This window comes from Arthrobacter sp. FW306-2-2C-D06B (genome assembly GCF_021789175.1).
Taxonomy (GTDB): Bacteria; Actinomycetota; Actinomycetes; order Actinomycetales; family Micrococcaceae; genus Arthrobacter.
Genome location: NZ_CP084560.1, coordinates 4,482,884 through 4,499,097 on the forward strand (window position 1 = coordinate 4,482,884; position 16,214 = coordinate 4,499,097).

A 16,214-nucleotide genomic window follows, 5' to 3' on the forward strand; every position below is an offset into this window, starting at 1 on the left:
TGTCCTAGAAGAAGGTATGGATGAGGTCGACGACGGTTTGGTCACCGTCAGTGTCCGCGAGCACGGGGATGAGCGTCCACTTGTCGAAGGCGGTGCACGGATGCGAAAGTCCCAGGCGCACGACGTCGCCGGGCCGCACAGTTGTGGTGCCGGCATCGAACGTCATGAAGCAGTGCTGGTCGTTGACGGCGGTGATCTCGGCACCGACGAGCGGCTGCATGGAACCACCGAGGGCGGGCCCGAGCAACTGAGGACGGGGCAGTCCTTCGTCCACGGGCAAATCGCGTTTGCCGGCGTCGAGAATGGCAAGGCCCGGCTCGGGCTGGGACACGACGCGCGCCCAGCCGTGCATTCCTGCCTTGAACGGCTGGCCTCCGTCGCGGGAAAACGGCGAGATGCCCCGGTAGAAACCGTCGTCGTGGATGATGTAGGCGCCGCTGCGGATCATGAGTTCCACCCGGGGGCCGGCCTCCGACCCAGCGGTGACGCACGGCGAAAGGACCTCGACGACGTCGTCGAAGTAGGCGCTGCCGCCTGCGGTGAGGATGACGGCGTCGGATCCGTAGAGACCTTCCTCGAGGAGCCGCTGATGCAGCCCACCCATCCGGCCCAAGTAGCCTCGGACCGCGGCGAGGCTGTCCGCGTCGGCAGTGTGGGCCAAGGATCCTTCGTAGCCGCTGACCCCCACCAGCCGCAGGTTCGAGGAGGCAGCGACGGCGCGGGCCACGTCGAGTGCGGCCTCCACGCCCCTTGCTCCGGTGCGGCCACCGATTCCGCCGAGTTCAACAAGGACATCCAGGACGGCGTTGCTTCCTGCGGCTTCCAAGGTGCGGCCGATGACATCCACGGTGACGGTGGAGTCAACCCAGGACAGGATCGGCATCTCAGGCGTCGCGGTGGCGGCAATCCATTCGATGGCATGCGGATCGGTCAGGCTATTGGCCAATTGCAGGCGCCGCACGCCGAATTCGCGGGCAACGCGGAGCTGGGCGAAGTTCGCCACAGTGATCCCCCAGGCGCCGCGGCTCAGCTGTTCGGCCCAAAGCTGCGGTGCCATGGTGGTCTTTCCGTGCGGGGCCAGCAAGACGCCGCGCTCAGCACACCACGTGGCCAGCCGATCCGCGTTATGGCGGAGGGCGCGGGCATCGAGCGTCAGCAGCGGGGTCTGGAGATCGGCCAGCGCGTGCTTTTCGGCGAGGAAATCGATGTGGGTGGTCCCGTTTGCGGTAGCGGGCACGGCCTTGTGCCGCCAGTCCAGGCGGCGATCTGCCAAGGCGGCCACGGCAGATGCCGAAATGGCTTCGGAAGTGTTCACGCGTTGATTCCCTTCGCGGTGCTGCGTTTTTGAAGCTGCGGGGCTGTTGGATGGAGTTTTCGCTTGCGTTGCGTATTTTGCAACGCTGGTTGCAATACTGTTGGTGATATGTCTAACATGGTGCAGGATGGGGAGTCAAGGCCGCGGCGTGCCCGGAGGCCTCGGTCCCAGCCACGGAAATCCCTTCTTCATGGGGGTGTCGAGTGCTGCTAAAAACGGCAGAGGGAGTGCGGGAGTTTCATGCTTTCAGCTGTATGTGTGGGCGAGACGATGGCCATGCTCACCCCGGTGAAGGCTGTCCCGTTGCACGAAGCCACTGAGTTGCATTGCGGCATCGGCGGCGCCGAATCGAACGTTGCGATGGGCCTTGCTGCCATGGGCCTGGACTCGCACTGGGTAGGCCGGGTGGGCCGCGATGGCTTCGGCACGCGCATCCTGGACGAGCTCAGCAGCCACGGCGTGGGGATTTCCGGCGTCGAGGTTGACCCCGGACGGCCCACGGGGCTTTACGTCAAGGTCCCCGCCCAGGAATCAGATCCCGACGGCGGGAGCTCAGTTCTGTACTACCGGCAGGGTTCCGCGGCCTCGGCCATGGGCCTGGGCACCCTGGCGAGTCCCGCCGTCGCGCGCTTGATGGAAAAAGCCGCGCTCATCCACCTGAGCGGCATCACGGCAGCCCTCTCGGCCGACTGCCTGGAGCTGATGGAAACGATCCTGGCCGCACCGAGGCAGGGCGGCGTCATCAGTTTCGACGTCAATTGGCGCGCCGCACTCTGGGCAGGGCAGGACCGTTCGGTGCTGCGCCGCCTCGCCAACCTCGCCGACATTGTCCTGGTGGGCAAGGACGAGGCCGAGCACGCCTTCGGCACCACGGACGAAACTGAACTCCGGCGCCTCATGCCGGATCCCGCCGTCGTCGTCATCAAGAACGAAGCCATCAGTGCCATTGCCCTGGAACGGGACGGCACGCGATCGGAAGTGCCTGCGTTGTCCGTGGACGTGCTCGAGCCGGTGGGCGCGGGCGATTCTTTTGCTGCCGGCTACCTGAGCGGCGTGCTGTTTGGACTCGGGCAGAAGGCAAGCCTCCGCCGGGGCCATGTCGCAGCCGCCTGCACCCTCACCGTCCACGGCGATCGCGGCCCCCTTCCCGACTCCGCCCTGCTTTCGGCCATCCTCGATTCCACCGACGCCGAATGGGCTGCGATCCACGTTGCCGGGGGGCACTTCAACAGCCGGAACCGGAGCGTTCAAGATCGGAGCACAACACCATGAGCCAGAGCCTGATGCGGGCCATCGACCTGCTTGCCGAGCTTGCTGCCAAACCAGCCACCCTGGATGAGCTTGCCTCCAAGGCGTCAGTGCACAAGACAACCGTCATGCGCCTCCTGCACGCCATGGAGGAAAAACGCTTCGTGGTCCGCGATGACGACCAGCGATTCATGCTCGGCTCCAAGCTGTTCGAGTTGTCCTCGCTCGCGCTGGAACAACGGGACATACGCAAAGTGGCGCACCCATACTTGGCCGAACTGAACGGAAAGACGGGGCACACCGTGCACCTCGCCGCGTTCGAGGGCAATGACGTGGTGTACATCGACAAGTTCGAGTCCCACCATCCCGTGCGGATGTACTCCCGGATCGGCCTGACCGCGTCCCTGCATTCGGCCGCCGTCGCAAAAATCCTCCTGGCCGACATGCCGCGCAGCCGGCAGGAACGGATCGCCGCAGGACTGGACTACACAAGAATTACCGACACCACCCTGACCTCACCGGAGGCCCTGCTGGCCGAACTGGAGCAGGTCAGGATCCAGGGCTGGGCCCACGACAACGCCGAGCACGAAGCCTTCGTGCACTGCATCGCGACCCCCATCCGCGACGCGAGCGGCGCCGTCGTGGCCGCAGCCTCTTGTTCGGTACCGGTGGTGATGCTCAGCTATGAAGGACTGCTTGAGCTGCTGCCCGACCTCAAAGCCAGCACCGAGGCCATCTCCCGCGACCTCGGCTGGATCAGCCACGAAAGGAACTCAGCATGAGTGAAAAGACTGTAGTACTGACCGACAACGCTCCAGCCCCGGCGCACGTATTCTCCCAAGGCATCCGGAAGGGTGGCCTGTTCCAGGTGTCCGGCCAAGGCCCCATGGATCCCGCCACCAACCAGTACATCGGCGAAGGCGACGTCCGCGTCCAGACCCGCCGCACCCTGGAGAACGTCAAGGCCATCCTCGAGGCCGGCGGATCCTCCGTGGAGGACGTCATCATGTTCCGCGTCTACCTCACCACCCGCGACGACTTCGCCGCCATGAACGAGGTCTACGGTGAATTCATCACCGAGAACGTCCCCAGCGGCCAACTGCCCAGCCGCACCACGGTGTTCGTCGACCTCCCGCACGAAGTCATGCTCGTGGAAATCGACGCGCTGGCGGTTACGGCGTAGGTTCCCCAGCCGGAAGGTTCGACGGCGGCGCCCGGGTGAGTGCCGCCGTCGAACCTTATGGGGGACGCGAGTGCTTCGATGCCGGCGTCCCCCCTTGCCTAATGGCACTATTAGGGGATCGCTTCGATTGCGGCAGGAGGCCCCATGGTTCGAGCTTCGGGGGAACCGCAGCGGTCCAGCCCGTTCAGGAACCGACTAGCGTCAGCCTCGACCGGATGGTGGCTGATGATTGTCGTATTCATCGAGGCCGCGGTCGCTTTGTCCATTCGCCTGCCAATGGCTTTCGGATATCCGCCGTGGGGCGGCATCGATGATTCCACCGCATTCCCCGGGCTCCTATCGCTGCTGGTTGTGCCATTGGTGGTGCTGGCAGCATGGCGCCTGATGCGGCAGCAGCAGCGGGAGCGAAGGCAGGCATTCCGGACCTCCCGTTTGATGGACACAGTGCTGCACGCAAGCCCGGACTGGTTGTGGGCCACCGGCCCGGATGGGCGATTCACTTTCTCCAGCCCGGCCTGCAAGGACATCACCGGATACGAACCTTCCGAGCTGTTGGGAAGACACATCACCTATGTCATCGACCCCGCGGATTTGGCTGACGCACGGGAAGACTGGAAGGCAAGGGAAAGCGGAGACTCCTCATGGTCCCGGGTGGTGACCGTTTGCCGCCACCGGAATGGCGGCCGCGTCTTGGTTGACGTGTCCGGAAGGCCAATGCGTGACCGGGAAGGCAAGGACTGCGGCTTCGAGGGTACCTGTCGCGTCCTCGACGCGGAGATGGCACGTTCGCGCACTGAAGTCACTGCCCGCACCCAGGAATTGCTCACTGGGGGCTCACTCACAACAGCTTTCCAGCCGATCAAACTGTTGGAAACGGGCAGCGTCATCGGAGCAGAAGCCCTGACAAGATTCGGCGGCCCGGACGGCGGGTCCCCTGAAGTGCGTTTTGTTGAGGCAGCTTCCGTAGGGCTGGATATCGAGCTTGAAATCCTTGCGCTCCGGGTCGCGCTGACTGCCGCTGCTGAGCTCCCGTCGGAACTGTACGTGGGGGTGAATCTCTCGCCCCGAGCATGCCTGGACCCGCGGCTGTCAGCCACGATTGAGGAGTCTGGCATCCCTGCACGGCGCATCGTGCTTGAACTGACCGAACGCCACGAAGTTGCCAACTACGGACCGCTCGCTGAAGCACTGGCCCCGCTGCGTCGCGCCGGGCTGCGGATCGCCGTCGACGACGCCGGAGCGGGCTTTGCTTCCATGCGCCACATCTTGCAGCTCAAGCCAGACCTCATCAAACTCGATCGCGAGATCATCGCCGGCATCGATGCGGATCCAGGGCAGCGGGCCTTGGGAGCCGCCATGGTTGGTTTTTCCTCGGAAATCGGAGCAACGCTGGTGGCCGAAGGGATCGAGACTGAAGCTGAGTTGGCTGCGGTGACCAAGCTCGGGATGACCGCAGCCCAGGGCTACCTGCTCGGCCGCCCCTCGCTCAGGCCGGAGGACTGGGCGAGCTGGGGGTAGCAAAGAGCGGCTATGCCTCCGGCTGGTGCGCGGTCACCAGGGCGTCGAAGTGCCGGACAACAATTCCATCAGCCGTCTCCACTGGAAGCCCGTTTCGCACCCAATACTCAATGCCGCCGATCATTTCGCGCACCGGGTATCCGAGCTCGGCGAACGCCAGTGCCGCGAAGGTACTGCCGTTGCAGCCCGGGCCCCAGGAATAGACAACCACTGAGTTCCCGGCCGGGATCAGGGCACCAACGCGGGCAGGGATCTCGGCGGTTGGCAAGTGCACGGCGCCCGGGATATGGCCATGGTCCCACGACGACTGCCTGCGTGTATCCACGAGCACGAAACTGCCGGGAGCAGCATCTGCAACGTCCATGACGTCGATCTCGAACTGCAGCTTCGCGCGAAAGTACGCGCCCGCGGTGCCCGAACCTACTACGGCGCCGGCGTCGTTCATTGGTTTTCCATCCCCACCCCTAGGCCAGCTTCGCGAGTTTGGCGGTCGCCCGCCGCGATCCCAGCTTGGCCGAAATGCGCAGGCTGGTTTCGGCGGCCATGGGGCCCACTTCGCGTACGCGCTTGGCGGTCATCCGGGACGACAACGAGGAGACGCTGAGGGCGGCAACCACGTGGTCATCGTGGCCGAAGATCGGAGCGGCGACGCACCGGACCTCGGGTTCGTTCTCGCGGTCGTCGATTGCATAGCCACGACGGCGGATCGCCGCGAACTCGGCCCGCAACTGCTCCGGATCGGTGATGGTCCGTTCCGTCAGCGGTACCAGTTCGTCAGCCAGGATCGGCGCCACCACTTCCTCCGGACTGAACGCGAGCATGGCCTTGCCTACCGCGGTGCAGTACGCAGGCATGGTCGCGCCAACCCGTGATGCCATGCGAACCGTTGCCTCGTCCTCCACCTTGTCGAGATAAACGACGTCGTGGCCGGACAGAACCACCAGGTGGCACGTGCTTTCGGTGGCGCGCATCAGCACCCGCAGCTCGGCGTTGGCGACGCTGCGCAAATCGAGCCGGTCCAAGTATGACTGTCCCAAACGCAGGCACCCATGGCCCAACCGGAAGCGGCCGCTCTCGGCATCGCGTTCCAGCAGGTTTTCCTCCAGCAAGGGCGCGGCCAAGCGCAGCACCGTGCTCTTGTTGAGCCCGGAGACTTTGGTCAGCTCCACCAGGGCAAGTCCGTCCGCGCTCACCGGATGCTCCGCCACGACCGCCAGCAATGCCAGCGCTTTCCGCAACGAGGCCGAGGAGTTCCGGGCCTCCGTACCTTCAGTACCCACGTGTTCCTATCCAGCGACGCTGCGCTGCTCGGCGTCGTAATCGCGTTTCCAGCCAACCACGCCCGGCCTCAACTGCCAGGGACGGGGTCCGGACAGCGGCCGGTATTCCACTCCCATGGCCTCCAGGCGTTCCAGATGTGCTCCTTCGAGCCTGGCCAGGAAACCATCGTAGTCCCGGTTTTCCGGCTGGGACCAGAGCGCCTCCGCCACGGCGCTCAGCCGCGGAAACGCGGCGAAGTGGACCCGTCGGGGAGAATCGAGGTGTTCCGTCCAGATGTTGGCCTGCGCCCCGAGGAGCCGGCCCGGGAAGACACGATCCGCTCCCCCGGGAAGCGGTTCGAAGCCGTAGACATCCTGAAGGGCGGTGACAAAACCCACGGGCACGGGTTCATCGTCACCGTCGGCCTGCCGGTGGTCGAGGTACAGCCTGTGCTCGGGGCACATGACCACGTCATAACCGCTTTTGAGCGCGCTCAGACCGCCTTCATAGCCTCGCCAGGAGGCCACCAAGGCACCCTCCGGCAGCTCGCCGTCGCCGATTTCGTCCCACACGGAAGTCGCTCGCCCATGCCCGTCAAGGTGCCTCGCCAACTGCCCGACAAACCAGCTGTGCAGCCCGGAAACGTCCGGCAAGCCGAGTTCGGCGGCTTTGGCCTGTGCCTGGGCGCTGGATTGCCACTGGGTGGGCGGAACTTCGTCCCCGCCCAGGCTGATCCAGCGGGACGGGAAGATCTCCACCACTTCATCGAGTACGTTGCGGTAGAACTCCAACGAGGTTTCAGAGACTTCCAAGACCGTCTCGTTGATTCCCCAACGGGTCCACACCTCGGGGGCCGAGCCAGTGCCCAGTTCGGGGTAGGCCGCGATGGCGGCTTGACTGTGCCCAGGAACATCGATTTCGGGGATGACTGTGATGTGCCGCTCGGCAGCGAACGCGACGACTTCGCGGAGATCGTCCTGGCTGTAGAAACCGCCGTGCGGAAGCCCATCGAAAACCCCTGCCCGCCACGAACCAAGCGAGGACTCACGCCGCCACGCCCCGGTCTCAGTGAGATTCGGGTAGCGGTTGATCTGGATCCGCCAGCCTTGGTCGTCCGTGAGGTGCAGGTGCAGGACGTTGAGCTTGTGCATGGCCATCACCTCGATGAACCGCAGCAGGTTGTCCTTGGGCATGAAGTGCCGTGCCACGTCCAGCATGGCGCCCCGGTACCCGAAGCGCGGCTGGTCCTGGATGGACACCGTGGGAACCGGCCACATGCCGTACGTTTCCAGCACTGGCGCTTGCCGCAGGGCGGCCGGCCCCATCAGCTGCAGGAGCGTCTGCGCGGCATAGAAGGCTCCGGCCGGACCGCCCGCTTGAATCACGACGGCGGCGCCCACCTCCAGGCGGTACGCCTCGGCGTCGAGCTCCGGGTCAAGCCAAAGGCTGATGCTCGCCTCGCCCACGGCGGCCGGGAACAGGTCCCAGCCGGTGGCCGCGCCGAGGGTCCGGGCCAGCCAACGGCGCGCGCTGTTGAGCTCCGCATCGGCGGCCAAGGTGGTGGCTGCGTCCAGTTCCAGGAAACCGCCGCCGGGCTCCACTGAGCACGGAATGGGAACCAGCAGATCTGCGGCGCTCATCCCTTCACCGCCCCGGCCAGGCCGGACACGAGCTTTCGCTGGACGGCAATGAAAAAGATCAGCACCGGAATGGTCATGATCACGGAACCGGCCATAATGGCACCCCAATCGTTCTGGTCGGGTTTGAAGAAGGTCAACAATGCCATGGGCAGGGTCTGGTTCTCCTGGGCGGAAATGATGAACGTCTTGGCGAAGAGGAAGTCATTCCAGGTGGAGATGAACGAGAATACCGAGCACGCCACCACTCCGGGAGCCACCAGCGGGAAGAGCACCGAGCGGACAAAACGGAAGCCGCTTGCCCCGTCCAGGCGCGCTGCTTCCTCGATCTCCACCGGCACGGCCGCCACGAAGCCACGGAGCATCCAGATCGCGAACGGGATGCTGAAGCCCACATGGACCAGCACCAGGGAACCGAGCTGGTTCAGGCCCACGAGCGGTACCGCCTCCCCCGCATTGCGAAGCAGGAAGAAGAGCGGAATCGTCAGCGCCTCCACCGGCACCATCTGGGATACAAGCACGACGATCAGCAGCTTGGTGCGCATCTTGAATTCGTAACGGGTCAGCGCCACGGACGCCAGGAAAGCCAGCACGGTGGAGATGATGACGACCACCAGCGCCACGATCACGCTATTGAGGAAGTACCTGCCGAAGTTGTTCACCGACAGGACCCGCATGAAGGAATCGAGGGATGGTTCCAGCGTGAACGGTGCGGCATCGCCGGCGTCGAGCGCTGTCTTCGGCTTGAGGGCCGAAAGGACCATCCAGAACAGTGGGAACGCGACGAGAAGCGCGATGGCGAGTGCCGCGGCGTCGGCTCCGAACCGGCGTCGTCCGCCTTTGCGGAGCTTTTGCGGTCCGTCCGGCGCGGGCCGGTTCTTGCGGAGTGAAACGTCGACGGCGGTCACAGGACTTCTCCCGTTCTCTTGAGGATGCGGAGGTAGACCAGGGTGATGATCATCAGCAGCGCGGTCATGATGACACCGAGGGCCGAGCCGAGGCCGTAAAGGCTGGCCGCGAAGGCCTGCTGGTAGCCGTAGACGTTCAGCACGAGGTTCTGCCCGGCGATACCGCCACCGTTGGTCATGATGTAGATCTGCGAGAAGATCTTGAAATTCCAGATGATCGACTGGATGGTCACCACCATCACGATGGGACGCAGCATGGGAAGCATGATGCTGCGCGCGATCCGGGGCATCGACGCACCGTCGAGCCGCGCCGCCTCAATCACTTCGGTGGAGATCGCCTGGATGCCGGCGTAGACCGTGACCAGCACGAACGGGAATGAACACCACACCACTTCGCTGGCTACCAGGCCAAAAGCGGACCATTTGTCGTAGGTCCAGGAGTAGCCGTTGAATTGGGTCAGACCGATGGAGACAAGGGCCTTGTTGACCAGCCCCAAGGTGGGATCGAAGAGGAACAACCACACCGCGCTGCCGGTGACGGCCGGGGTAGCCCAGGCGCCCAGCGAGACCACGAACAGTGCGGTCCGGACCCACGGCCGGAGCCGCGTGGCCAGCACAGCCAGCGACGTTCCCACCAGCAGAGTCAGGACAACGCAGGCGCCCGCAAACAGAACGGTGTTGCCCAGCACCGACCAGAACTCCGGATCGGCGAACAGTTTCTGGTAGTTCTCCAGGCCGGTGAACTGCAGGGGTGCCTTGCCGCTGACCTGGGCCTGGCGGTAGTCGTACAACGAAACGTTGATCAGCTGGAAGATCGGGTACCCCAGAAGCGCAATCAAGACAATAAACGCCGGGGCCAGGTAGAACCAAGGTTCCAGGCCGCGTTTGCCTAGCGCACGACGGCGGGACGCGCCCGCCGTCGTCGGCTTGCGGTTCTGCTTGGGGCTCTGCGATCCGCTTGCGTCCGTCTTCGCGGACGCAAGCGCCGTCATGACGCACCGCCCGGCGCGGATCGACCTTGAGTCACGAACCCGATCATTTGGATCCGAAGATCTTGTTCATGGCGGCTGCCGCGTCCGCCGCAGCCGTGTTGACGTCAGCCTTGCCGGTGACAATCTTCTGGTACATGCCGGTGAAGATGCCTTGGGCGTCGATCGTGGACCAGGTTTCCGTCACCGGGACGAAGTTGGTGCCCGCGGCGAGGGTTTTGATGAAGGGGTCAAGCTGCGGGTTGGAGGCTGCAACGGATTTCTGGACGTCGCTGAACGTCGGCAGGTTGCCCATGGCATCGAACATCTTTTGCTGGTACTTCTTGCCTGCCAGCAGCTCGACGAACTCAGCCGCCAGGGTGTGGTGCTTGCTGCTGTTGAAGACGCCCAGGTTGTTGCCGCCGGCAAATGCGGGGGCGATCGAACCTGCCGTATTGCCAGGAACCGGAACCACCGCGAACTTGTCCTTGACGGCGCTGGCTGCCACGGCCTTGTAGTTGAAGTCGCCGCCGATGGTCATGGCCGACTTTCCGGCGATGAACTGCTGCACGCTGGCGTTTCCACCGAATTCGGCACACGTCTGGGGTGGGCAGATGTCGTTCTTGAGCAATCGGGCATAAGCGGAGATGCCGTCCCGGGATCCGGCCGAATCCAAGCCCGAGACAAAGGTGCCACCCTTCTTCGTGGCGATGTCGCCGCCGTTGGCCCAGAGGTAGGGCATGGCCGAGAACTGCGCAGCTCCACCGACGGAAATGCCGAGCATGTCCGGGTTGGCTGCGCGGACTGCGCGGGCCACGGTTTCGACGTCCGCGAGGGTCTTCGGAGCCTCCAGGCCTGCCGCCTTCAAGAGGTCGGTTCGGTAGTACAGGGCCCGGACGCCCACGTACCACGGCACGCCGTAGTTCTTGCCTCCAACGTCCGTAGTGGCCAGGATCTTGCTGTCCAGGTCCTTTGACTCGTCCCAGGCCTTGATGTCGGCCGTCATGTCGGACAATCCGCCCGATGCGACGTAGCTGGCGAGGTCTGTGTTGCCGAATTCGGCGACGTCGGGAGCGCTCGAGGGGTCGTTGAACGCGGCCTTGAATCGTTCGGCCCGGCTGTCGACGGGAATGTACTGGACGTCGACCTTGACGCCGTTGTGGCTGGCTTCGAAATCCGAAACGGCGGCTTTGACAACCGCGGATTTAGGGTCTTGGTTGACTTCCGAGAAGAGCCACACGCGGATGGTGCCGGACTTCTCATCCGAGGATGATGCGGCGTTGCTCGAGGTGGGCGGGGCGCAGGCCGTCAGCGCGAGGGCGGCGAGGGCAAAGGCAGCCGCAGAGCGTGCGATTTTCAATGGATCCTCCATGGAGAAAAGGGTTCGATGCCCGGCGGTCCTCCGCTTCGGGTATGGAAGGAAACTTTACAAACATACTTTTGTGAGCGGAAGCACAAGCGGCAAAAGGTTTGCATTGCAAAACGAGAATTTGTAAATTGATCACCTTCATGGCTGGTCACATACCCCCCAGGGGTACTTGATTTTATACCCCTAGGGGGTATACCTTGGCAGCATGAGCACGATCGATGTGAACCCCACAGATTTGGACCCGGCTGACGTGAACATTGGCCAGCATGGCTACTCTTCCAACAAGGACGCGTACTTGCGGCGCCTCAAGCGGATCGAGGGCCAAGTACGCGGTATTGCACGCATGGTGGAAGAGGACAAATACTGCATCGACATCCTCACGCAAGTCTCGGCAGTCACGAAGGCGCTGCATGCCGTGAGCCTCGGCCTCGTAGAGGAACACATCGGGCACTGCGTCGTCGGAGCTGCCTCCGAGTCCGATCCCGTCGTGCGCGCAGAGCAAATCGACATCAAGGTCAAGGAGGCAGCCGATGCCATCGGGCGCCTGCTGCGGTAACCCCTCAAGCACTCACCACACCATTCAACCCACCACCAAGGAGCACGCCATGGGCCACACCGCCACCATCCAGACCAACGTCAGCGTTTCCGGCATGACCTGCGGGCACTGCGTCTCAGCCGTCAGCGAGGAAATCGAGTCCTTGGCAGGTGTGGAGAATGTCGAAATCGACCTGAATGCCGGCGGAATCTCCACCGTCACCATCACTTCCACCCAGGAATTGTCGCCGTCCGAAATCGGCGAAGCCGTCGCCGAAGCCGGCTACCTGGTAGTCGCGAACGAGGCCTAGGGGCCAATGTGAGCAATCACGACATTCTCCATCAGACGGGCACCCGCATCATCGAACTCGACATCGAGGGCATGACGTGCGCATCGTGCGTAGCGCGCGTAGAGCGGAAACTAGGCAAGCTCGAGGGCGTGGAGGCTTCAGTCAACCTCCCCCTCGAATCAGCCCAAGTAAAAGTCCCGGACAACGTCACGGACCAACAAATCGTGGACACAGTGAACGCAACAGGCTACAAAGCCTGGATCCGCGAAACGCACCCAAGCCCGTCTCAGCCCCATGAGCACGCCCACGATCGCGAAACCAGCATCGAAGGCAGCACCGGTCACGACGACGCAACGAAACATGACCACAGCGACGGTGCCGGCGACCACAACGAATGGCTCCCTGACCACAGTGGCGACGCGGGGGGCATGCGGCAGCGTGCGTCTAAGGGAGGAACGACCGAGCACGCAGAGCATGTGGCCCGTGGCGCCGCGGCAGGCGACCACGATGCGCGCACCCACGAAGACCACATGCACCACGGCCCTGCGTCCCGCCAGCTAAGGCCAAGACTCATCGCCGCAGCCATACTGACGGTCCCGGTCTTCGCCATCTCGATGATTCCAGCTCTACAGTTCCCGCAGTGGGGTTGGGTCGCGGCCGCACTTGCACTTCCCGTGGTGACATGGGCTGCCTGGCCCTTCCACCGGGCCGCCGCCATCAACGCGCGCCATTTCGCCTCGACCATGGACACGCTCGTCTCCATTGGTGTCCTGGCCGCATACCTCTACTCCGCGTGGCAGCTCGTCTCGAACCCCATGATGACTGAACACCCCGGCATGGAATCCACGGGAGGCATGGGCGGCGGGCTGTACTTCGAAGTTGCCGCCGTGGTCACCACGTTCCTGCTTCTGGGCCGCTATCTTGAGGCCAACGCCAAAGCGAAGGCCGGTGATGCCCTCAAGGCACTCCTGAATCTGGGAGCCAAGGACGCAACGGTGCTGCGAGACGGCGTCGAGCACAAGATCCCGGCCGAGCAACTCGTGGTGGGGGACATCTTCGTGGTCCGACCGGGAGAAAAGATCGCCACTGACGGCCTGGTGACGGGCGGTTCGTCTGCCGTGGATGCCTCATTGGTCACCGGTGAATCGGTGCCCGTGGAGGTCGGGCCGGGAAGCCAGGTCACGGGCGCCACCATCAATACTTCGGGCCGTTTGCTCGTCCGCGCGACGCGCGTCGGTTCCGAAACGACGCTGGCGCAAATGGGGCGGTTGGTGAGCCAGGCGCAGACGGGCAAAGCCCCGATCGCACGGCTCGCCGATCGCATCAGCGCCGTCTTCGTTCCGGTCGTACTGGTCATCGCCGTGGTTACTTTCGTAGTCTGGCTCGCCCTGAGCGGGGACCTCAATGCCTCGTTCACAGCTGCTGTGGCAGTGCTCGTGATTGCCTGCCCGTGTGCGCTTGGGCTCGCGACTCCCGTTGGCCTCCTGACCGGGACCGGCCGGGGTGCGCAGCTCGGCATCCTCATCAAGGGTCCACAAGTGCTTGAAGATACGCGCACCGTGGACGCTATCCTGCTCGACAAGACCGGTACCGTCACGAGCGGCAAGCTGGCCGTTGGACACACCCTGGCCTTGAACGGCCACTCCCCCGCCGATGTGCTGTCTCTCGCCGGCGCCGTCGAGGCAGCGTCGGAGCACCCCATCGCCCACGCCATCGCCGCTGCCGCCAAGTCCGCAATGCCCGACGCCGGCCCTCTCCCCGCTGTGAAGGACTTCAGTTCCGCCCCGGGCGGCGGAGTCCGGGGGATGGTTGCGCTGAGCCTAGCCGGAAATGGCGCCGAGCGAATGGTCGTGGCGGGCAGGACTGGCTGGTTGGAAAACAACGGAATCTTCCCTGACGACGCAGACCGCCAGGCACTGGCAACCGAGGAAGGCGAGGGCGCTACCGCCATCTGGGTTGCTGTGGATGGGAAGCCCGCTGGAATAGTCACGCTCAGGGACACCGTCAAACCCGGTTCGGCTGCAGCCATCGCGAAGCTCAAGGAACTCGGGATCCGCCCTCTGCTGCTGACCGGAGACAACGCCGCTGTCGCCGCCCAAGTGGCCACCGCCGTCGGGATCTCCCCGGAAGACGTATTCGCTGGGGTCCTGCCGGAAGGCAAAGTGGACGCGGTACGGAAACTCCAGGCCCAGGGCTCCACTGTGGCCATGGCCGGGGATGGAGTCAACGACGCCGCAGCATTGGCGCAAGCCGACCTTGGCATCGCCATGGGATCCGGTACGGATGTGGCCATCGAGGCCTCGGATCTGACCGTGATGGGCAGCGACCTCGGCCAGCTGGTGCAAGCCATCGAGCTGTCCCGGAAGACGCTCTCCACGATCAAGACAAACCTGTTCTGGGCATTCTTCTACAACGCCATCGGTATCCCCGTGGCAGCCCTTGGTTTACTCAACCCGATGATCGCGGGGGCGGCCATGGCTGCGAGCTCGGTCCTGGTGGTCGCAAATTCGCTAAGGTTGCGCTCGTTCGCAAAGTAGCGGCGGCACCCAACCGTCCCGGCAGCACCCAACTAGCTAGCAGTTGTTGTCGTTATCGGGCGTGAGAACGACAACAACTGCCAGTCAGTTTGCCGAGGCTAGGCCGTTCCGAAACGAACGGCCGCGCGGGCCCTGGCTTTCGCCGCTTCCTCGTCGCGGTTGCGCGCTGGCGCGTGGGTCACGAGGGAATCGAGCAGATGCTGGGTGATATGCGCGATCTCATGGACAGCCTCGGCGAAGGCCTCCTCGTTGACCTTTGACGGCTTGGTGGTGCCACTGATCTTGCGCACGTATTGCAGGGCTGCGGCTTCCACCTCCGCGGAGGTGGCTCGTGGCTCGAAATTGTGGAGGGTGTGGATGTTCCGGCACATATCAACATGCTAGGCCCCGGCATCCCGTCAGGGGTCGTTTTTAGAGGACCCTCTCGGAAGGAACCGGCTCGACGTCGTTCGCGTGGTCAAGCTCGCGGGCTGCGTGGTCTTTACCGGGCTCCACGGCATCGCGCTTGTCCGCGCGCAGCTCGTCGATCCGCACCAGGACCACTCCGCACACGATGAGTGCCCCGCCCACGAGCTGGATGGCTCCCGGCAACTCGGCCAGCAACAGCCAGGCCCACACCACGGCGAACAACACTTCCGTGAGCGAGACAAAGGATGCCACCTTCGACCCGAGGCTTCGTGCTGCCATGATCCCGGTGACGTAGGACAGCACGGTGGAGAGGATGACGAGGCCGGCGATCGAGACCCACCACGGCGTGGTCCACGGCCCGAGGTGCGTATCCGCGGTGGCGAAAGTCATGGACACCAGACCGGTTCCGCCGGCAATCCAGATAAGGATTGAGCCTGCCATGAGACCGCCGGAAGCCAGCACAATGGGAGGCAGCGTGTCGTTTTGCTTGGCCGTGATGAAGAAATAGATGACCAAGCAGACTGCCGCGGCCATGCCCCAGAGGACGCCGACGAAGTCCACCTTCACTGCGCCGGTGAGATCAAGCACCAGGACGAGTCCGCCGAGCGAAAGCAGCGTTCCAATAGCGGTGAGGGCCCTCGGACGGCGTCGACTGGCGGCCCACAGCCACAGGACGATCATGGTGGGCGCGAGATATTCAAGCAGGAGCGCGACCCCCACGGACAGCCGGGACACCGAGTTGAAGTAGAAGAGCTGGCACCCCGCAACACCAATCACGCCGAACAGCAGGATGGTGAGCCAATTGTCCTTGAGCTGGTGCCAACGGCCGCGGAGAGCGACGACGGCCGGGATCACCAAGATGAGTGCAGCACCGCTCAATCGGATGGCAACTGCCGCGCCTGGGGTCCACCCGGTTTCCAGGAGGGACTTGGCAAACGAGCCGGACAAGCCGAAGACCGCTGAGGAAAAGAGCGCGAGCCCCAGGCCCGACGCCATGAAGCCCGCAGCACCAGCCCGGTTTGTTGCAGCTGACACAGCA

General features: G+C 64.1%; 16 protein-coding genes. 7 read left to right on the forward strand and 9 right to left on the reverse strand.

The window, feature by feature from the left end; translation table 11 throughout:
- Positions 1-4: 4 nt before the first annotated feature.
- A complete protein-coding gene (locus LFT47_RS20960) occupies positions 5-1,315 on the reverse strand; it encodes an alanine racemase (RefSeq protein ID WP_236813800.1) in 1,311 nt (436 codons plus the stop codon).
- Positions 1,316-1,555: 240 nt separating this feature from the next.
- Between LFT47_RS20960 and LFT47_RS20965 the strand changes: the two genes are divergently transcribed.
- The 4 genes from LFT47_RS20965 (at position 1,556) to LFT47_RS20980 (ending at position 5,264) form a co-directional block, all read left to right on the forward strand.
- Positions 1,556-2,587, forward strand: coding sequence for a sugar kinase (locus tag LFT47_RS20965; RefSeq protein WP_236813802.1), 1,032 nt, complete (start codon positions 1,556-1,558; stop codon positions 2,585-2,587).
- A complete protein-coding gene (locus LFT47_RS20970; RefSeq protein ID WP_236813803.1) occupies positions 2,584-3,345 on the forward strand; it encodes an IclR family transcriptional regulator in 762 nt (253 codons plus the stop codon). Before LFT47_RS20965 ends, LFT47_RS20970 begins: the two co-directional genes overlap by 4 nt.
- Positions 3,342-3,746, forward strand: a complete 405-nt coding sequence (locus LFT47_RS20975; protein WP_236813805.1) for a RidA family protein — start codon at positions 3,342-3,344, stop codon at positions 3,744-3,746. The genes LFT47_RS20970 and LFT47_RS20975 overlap by 4 nt, the downstream gene beginning before the upstream one ends.
- Positions 3,747-3,971: 225 nt before the next feature.
- Positions 3,972-5,264, forward strand: coding sequence for a sensor domain-containing phosphodiesterase (locus LFT47_RS20980; protein ID WP_236813807.1), 1,293 nt, complete (start codon positions 3,972-3,974; stop codon positions 5,262-5,264).
- A 10-nt stretch (positions 5,265-5,274) separates the two neighbouring features.
- Here the strand turns inward: LFT47_RS20980 and LFT47_RS20985 are convergent, their stop codons facing one another.
- The 6 genes from LFT47_RS20985 to LFT47_RS21010 are packed head-to-tail and all read right to left on the reverse strand — an operon-like array spanning position 5,275 to position 11,397.
- Positions 5,275-5,709 carry a rhodanese-like domain-containing protein gene (locus LFT47_RS20985; RefSeq protein ID WP_236813809.1) on the reverse strand — a complete coding sequence of 145 codons (435 nt, stop codon included), beginning with the start codon at positions 5,707-5,709 and terminating at the stop codon, positions 5,275-5,277.
- 19 nt (positions 5,710-5,728) lie between these two features.
- Positions 5,729-6,544 carry an IclR family transcriptional regulator gene (locus LFT47_RS20990; protein ID WP_236813811.1) on the reverse strand — a complete coding sequence of 272 codons (816 nt, stop codon included), beginning with the start codon at positions 6,542-6,544 and terminating at the stop codon, positions 5,729-5,731.
- A gap of 6 nt (positions 6,545-6,550) precedes the next feature.
- Complete coding sequence (locus LFT47_RS20995; RefSeq protein ID WP_236813813.1) at positions 6,551-8,164, reverse strand: beta-N-acetylhexosaminidase; 1,614 nt, start codon at positions 8,162-8,164, stop codon at positions 6,551-6,553.
- Positions 8,161-9,069, reverse strand: a complete 909-nt coding sequence (locus LFT47_RS21000; RefSeq protein ID WP_236813815.1) for a carbohydrate ABC transporter permease — start codon at positions 9,067-9,069, stop codon at positions 8,161-8,163. Before LFT47_RS21000 ends, LFT47_RS20995 begins: the two co-directional genes overlap by 4 nt.
- Positions 9,066-10,061 carry a carbohydrate ABC transporter permease gene (locus LFT47_RS21005; protein WP_236813817.1) on the reverse strand — a complete coding sequence of 332 codons (996 nt, stop codon included), beginning with the start codon at positions 10,059-10,061 and terminating at the stop codon, positions 9,066-9,068. Before LFT47_RS21005 ends, LFT47_RS21000 begins: the two co-directional genes overlap by 4 nt.
- 43 nt (positions 10,062-10,104) lie before the next feature.
- Positions 10,105-11,397: an extracellular solute-binding protein gene (locus tag LFT47_RS21010; RefSeq protein ID WP_236813819.1), complete on the reverse strand. Its 1,293-nt coding sequence runs from the start codon at positions 11,395-11,397 to the stop codon at positions 10,105-10,107.
- 214 nt (positions 11,398-11,611) lie between these two features.
- Here LFT47_RS21010 and LFT47_RS21015 point away from each other — a divergent pair, with 214 nt between their 5' ends.
- The 3 genes from LFT47_RS21015 (at position 11,612) to LFT47_RS21025 (ending at position 14,767) form a co-directional block, all read left to right on the forward strand.
- Positions 11,612-11,962 carry a metal-sensitive transcriptional regulator gene (locus LFT47_RS21015; protein WP_236813821.1) on the forward strand — a complete coding sequence of 117 codons (351 nt, stop codon included), beginning with the start codon at positions 11,612-11,614 and terminating at the stop codon, positions 11,960-11,962.
- 49 nt (positions 11,963-12,011) lie between these two features.
- Complete coding sequence (locus tag LFT47_RS21020) at positions 12,012-12,251, forward strand: heavy-metal-associated domain-containing protein (protein ID WP_059388821.1); 240 nt, start codon at positions 12,012-12,014, stop codon at positions 12,249-12,251.
- A 71-nt stretch (positions 12,252-12,322) separates the two neighbouring features.
- Entirely contained in the window at positions 12,323-14,767 is a 2,445-nt protein-coding gene (locus LFT47_RS21025; protein WP_236818743.1) for a heavy metal translocating P-type ATPase, read from the forward strand.
- Positions 14,768-14,865: 98 nt separating this feature from the next.
- Here the strand turns inward: LFT47_RS21025 and LFT47_RS21030 are convergent, their stop codons facing one another.
- Positions 14,866-15,138, reverse strand: a complete 273-nt coding sequence (locus LFT47_RS21030) for a DUF2277 domain-containing protein (protein ID WP_234752874.1) — start codon at positions 15,136-15,138, stop codon at positions 14,866-14,868.
- Positions 15,139-15,178: 40 nt separating this feature from the next.
- Positions 15,179-16,210: an EamA family transporter gene (locus tag LFT47_RS21035; protein ID WP_236813823.1), complete on the reverse strand. Its 1,032-nt coding sequence runs from the start codon at positions 16,208-16,210 to the stop codon at positions 15,179-15,181.
- Positions 16,211-16,214: the final 4 nt, after the last annotated feature.

What these genes read in the sequence shown, in the direction of transcription:
- LFT47_RS20965 (WP_236813802.1), top strand. Translation starts at nt 1,556, where the DNA reads ATGCTTTCAGCTGTATGTGTGGGCGAGACGATGGCCATGCTCACCCCG.
- LFT47_RS20970 (WP_236813803.1), top strand. Translation starts at nt 2,584, where the DNA reads ATGAGCCAGAGCCTGATGCGGGCCATCGACCTGCTTGCCGAGCTTGCT.
- LFT47_RS20975 (WP_236813805.1), top strand. Translation starts at nt 3,342, where the DNA reads ATGAGTGAAAAGACTGTAGTACTGACCGACAACGCTCCAGCCCCGGCG.
- LFT47_RS20980 (WP_236813807.1), top strand. Translation starts at nt 3,972, where the DNA reads ATGATTGTCGTATTCATCGAGGCCGCGGTCGCTTTGTCCATTCGCCTG.
- LFT47_RS20985 (WP_236813809.1), bottom strand. Translation starts at nt 5,709, where the DNA reads ATGAACGACGCCGGCGCCGTAGTAGGTTCGGGCACCGCGGGCGCGTAC.
- LFT47_RS20995 (WP_236813813.1), bottom strand. Translation starts at nt 8,164, where the DNA reads ATGAGCGCCGCAGATCTGCTGGTTCCCATTCCGTGCTCAGTGGAGCCC.
- LFT47_RS21005 (WP_236813817.1), bottom strand. Translation starts at nt 10,061, where the DNA reads ATGACGGCGCTTGCGTCCGCGAAGACGGACGCAAGCGGATCGCAGAGC.
- LFT47_RS21015 (WP_236813821.1), top strand. Translation starts at nt 11,612, where the DNA reads ATGAGCACGATCGATGTGAACCCCACAGATTTGGACCCGGCTGACGTG.
- LFT47_RS21020 (WP_059388821.1), top strand. Translation starts at nt 12,012, where the DNA reads ATGGGCCACACCGCCACCATCCAGACCAACGTCAGCGTTTCCGGCATG.
- LFT47_RS21025 (WP_236818743.1), top strand. Translation starts at nt 12,323, where the DNA reads ATGACGTGCGCATCGTGCGTAGCGCGCGTAGAGCGGAAACTAGGCAAG.
- LFT47_RS21030 (WP_234752874.1), bottom strand. Translation starts at nt 15,138, where the DNA reads ATGTGCCGGAACATCCACACCCTCCACAATTTCGAGCCACGAGCCACC.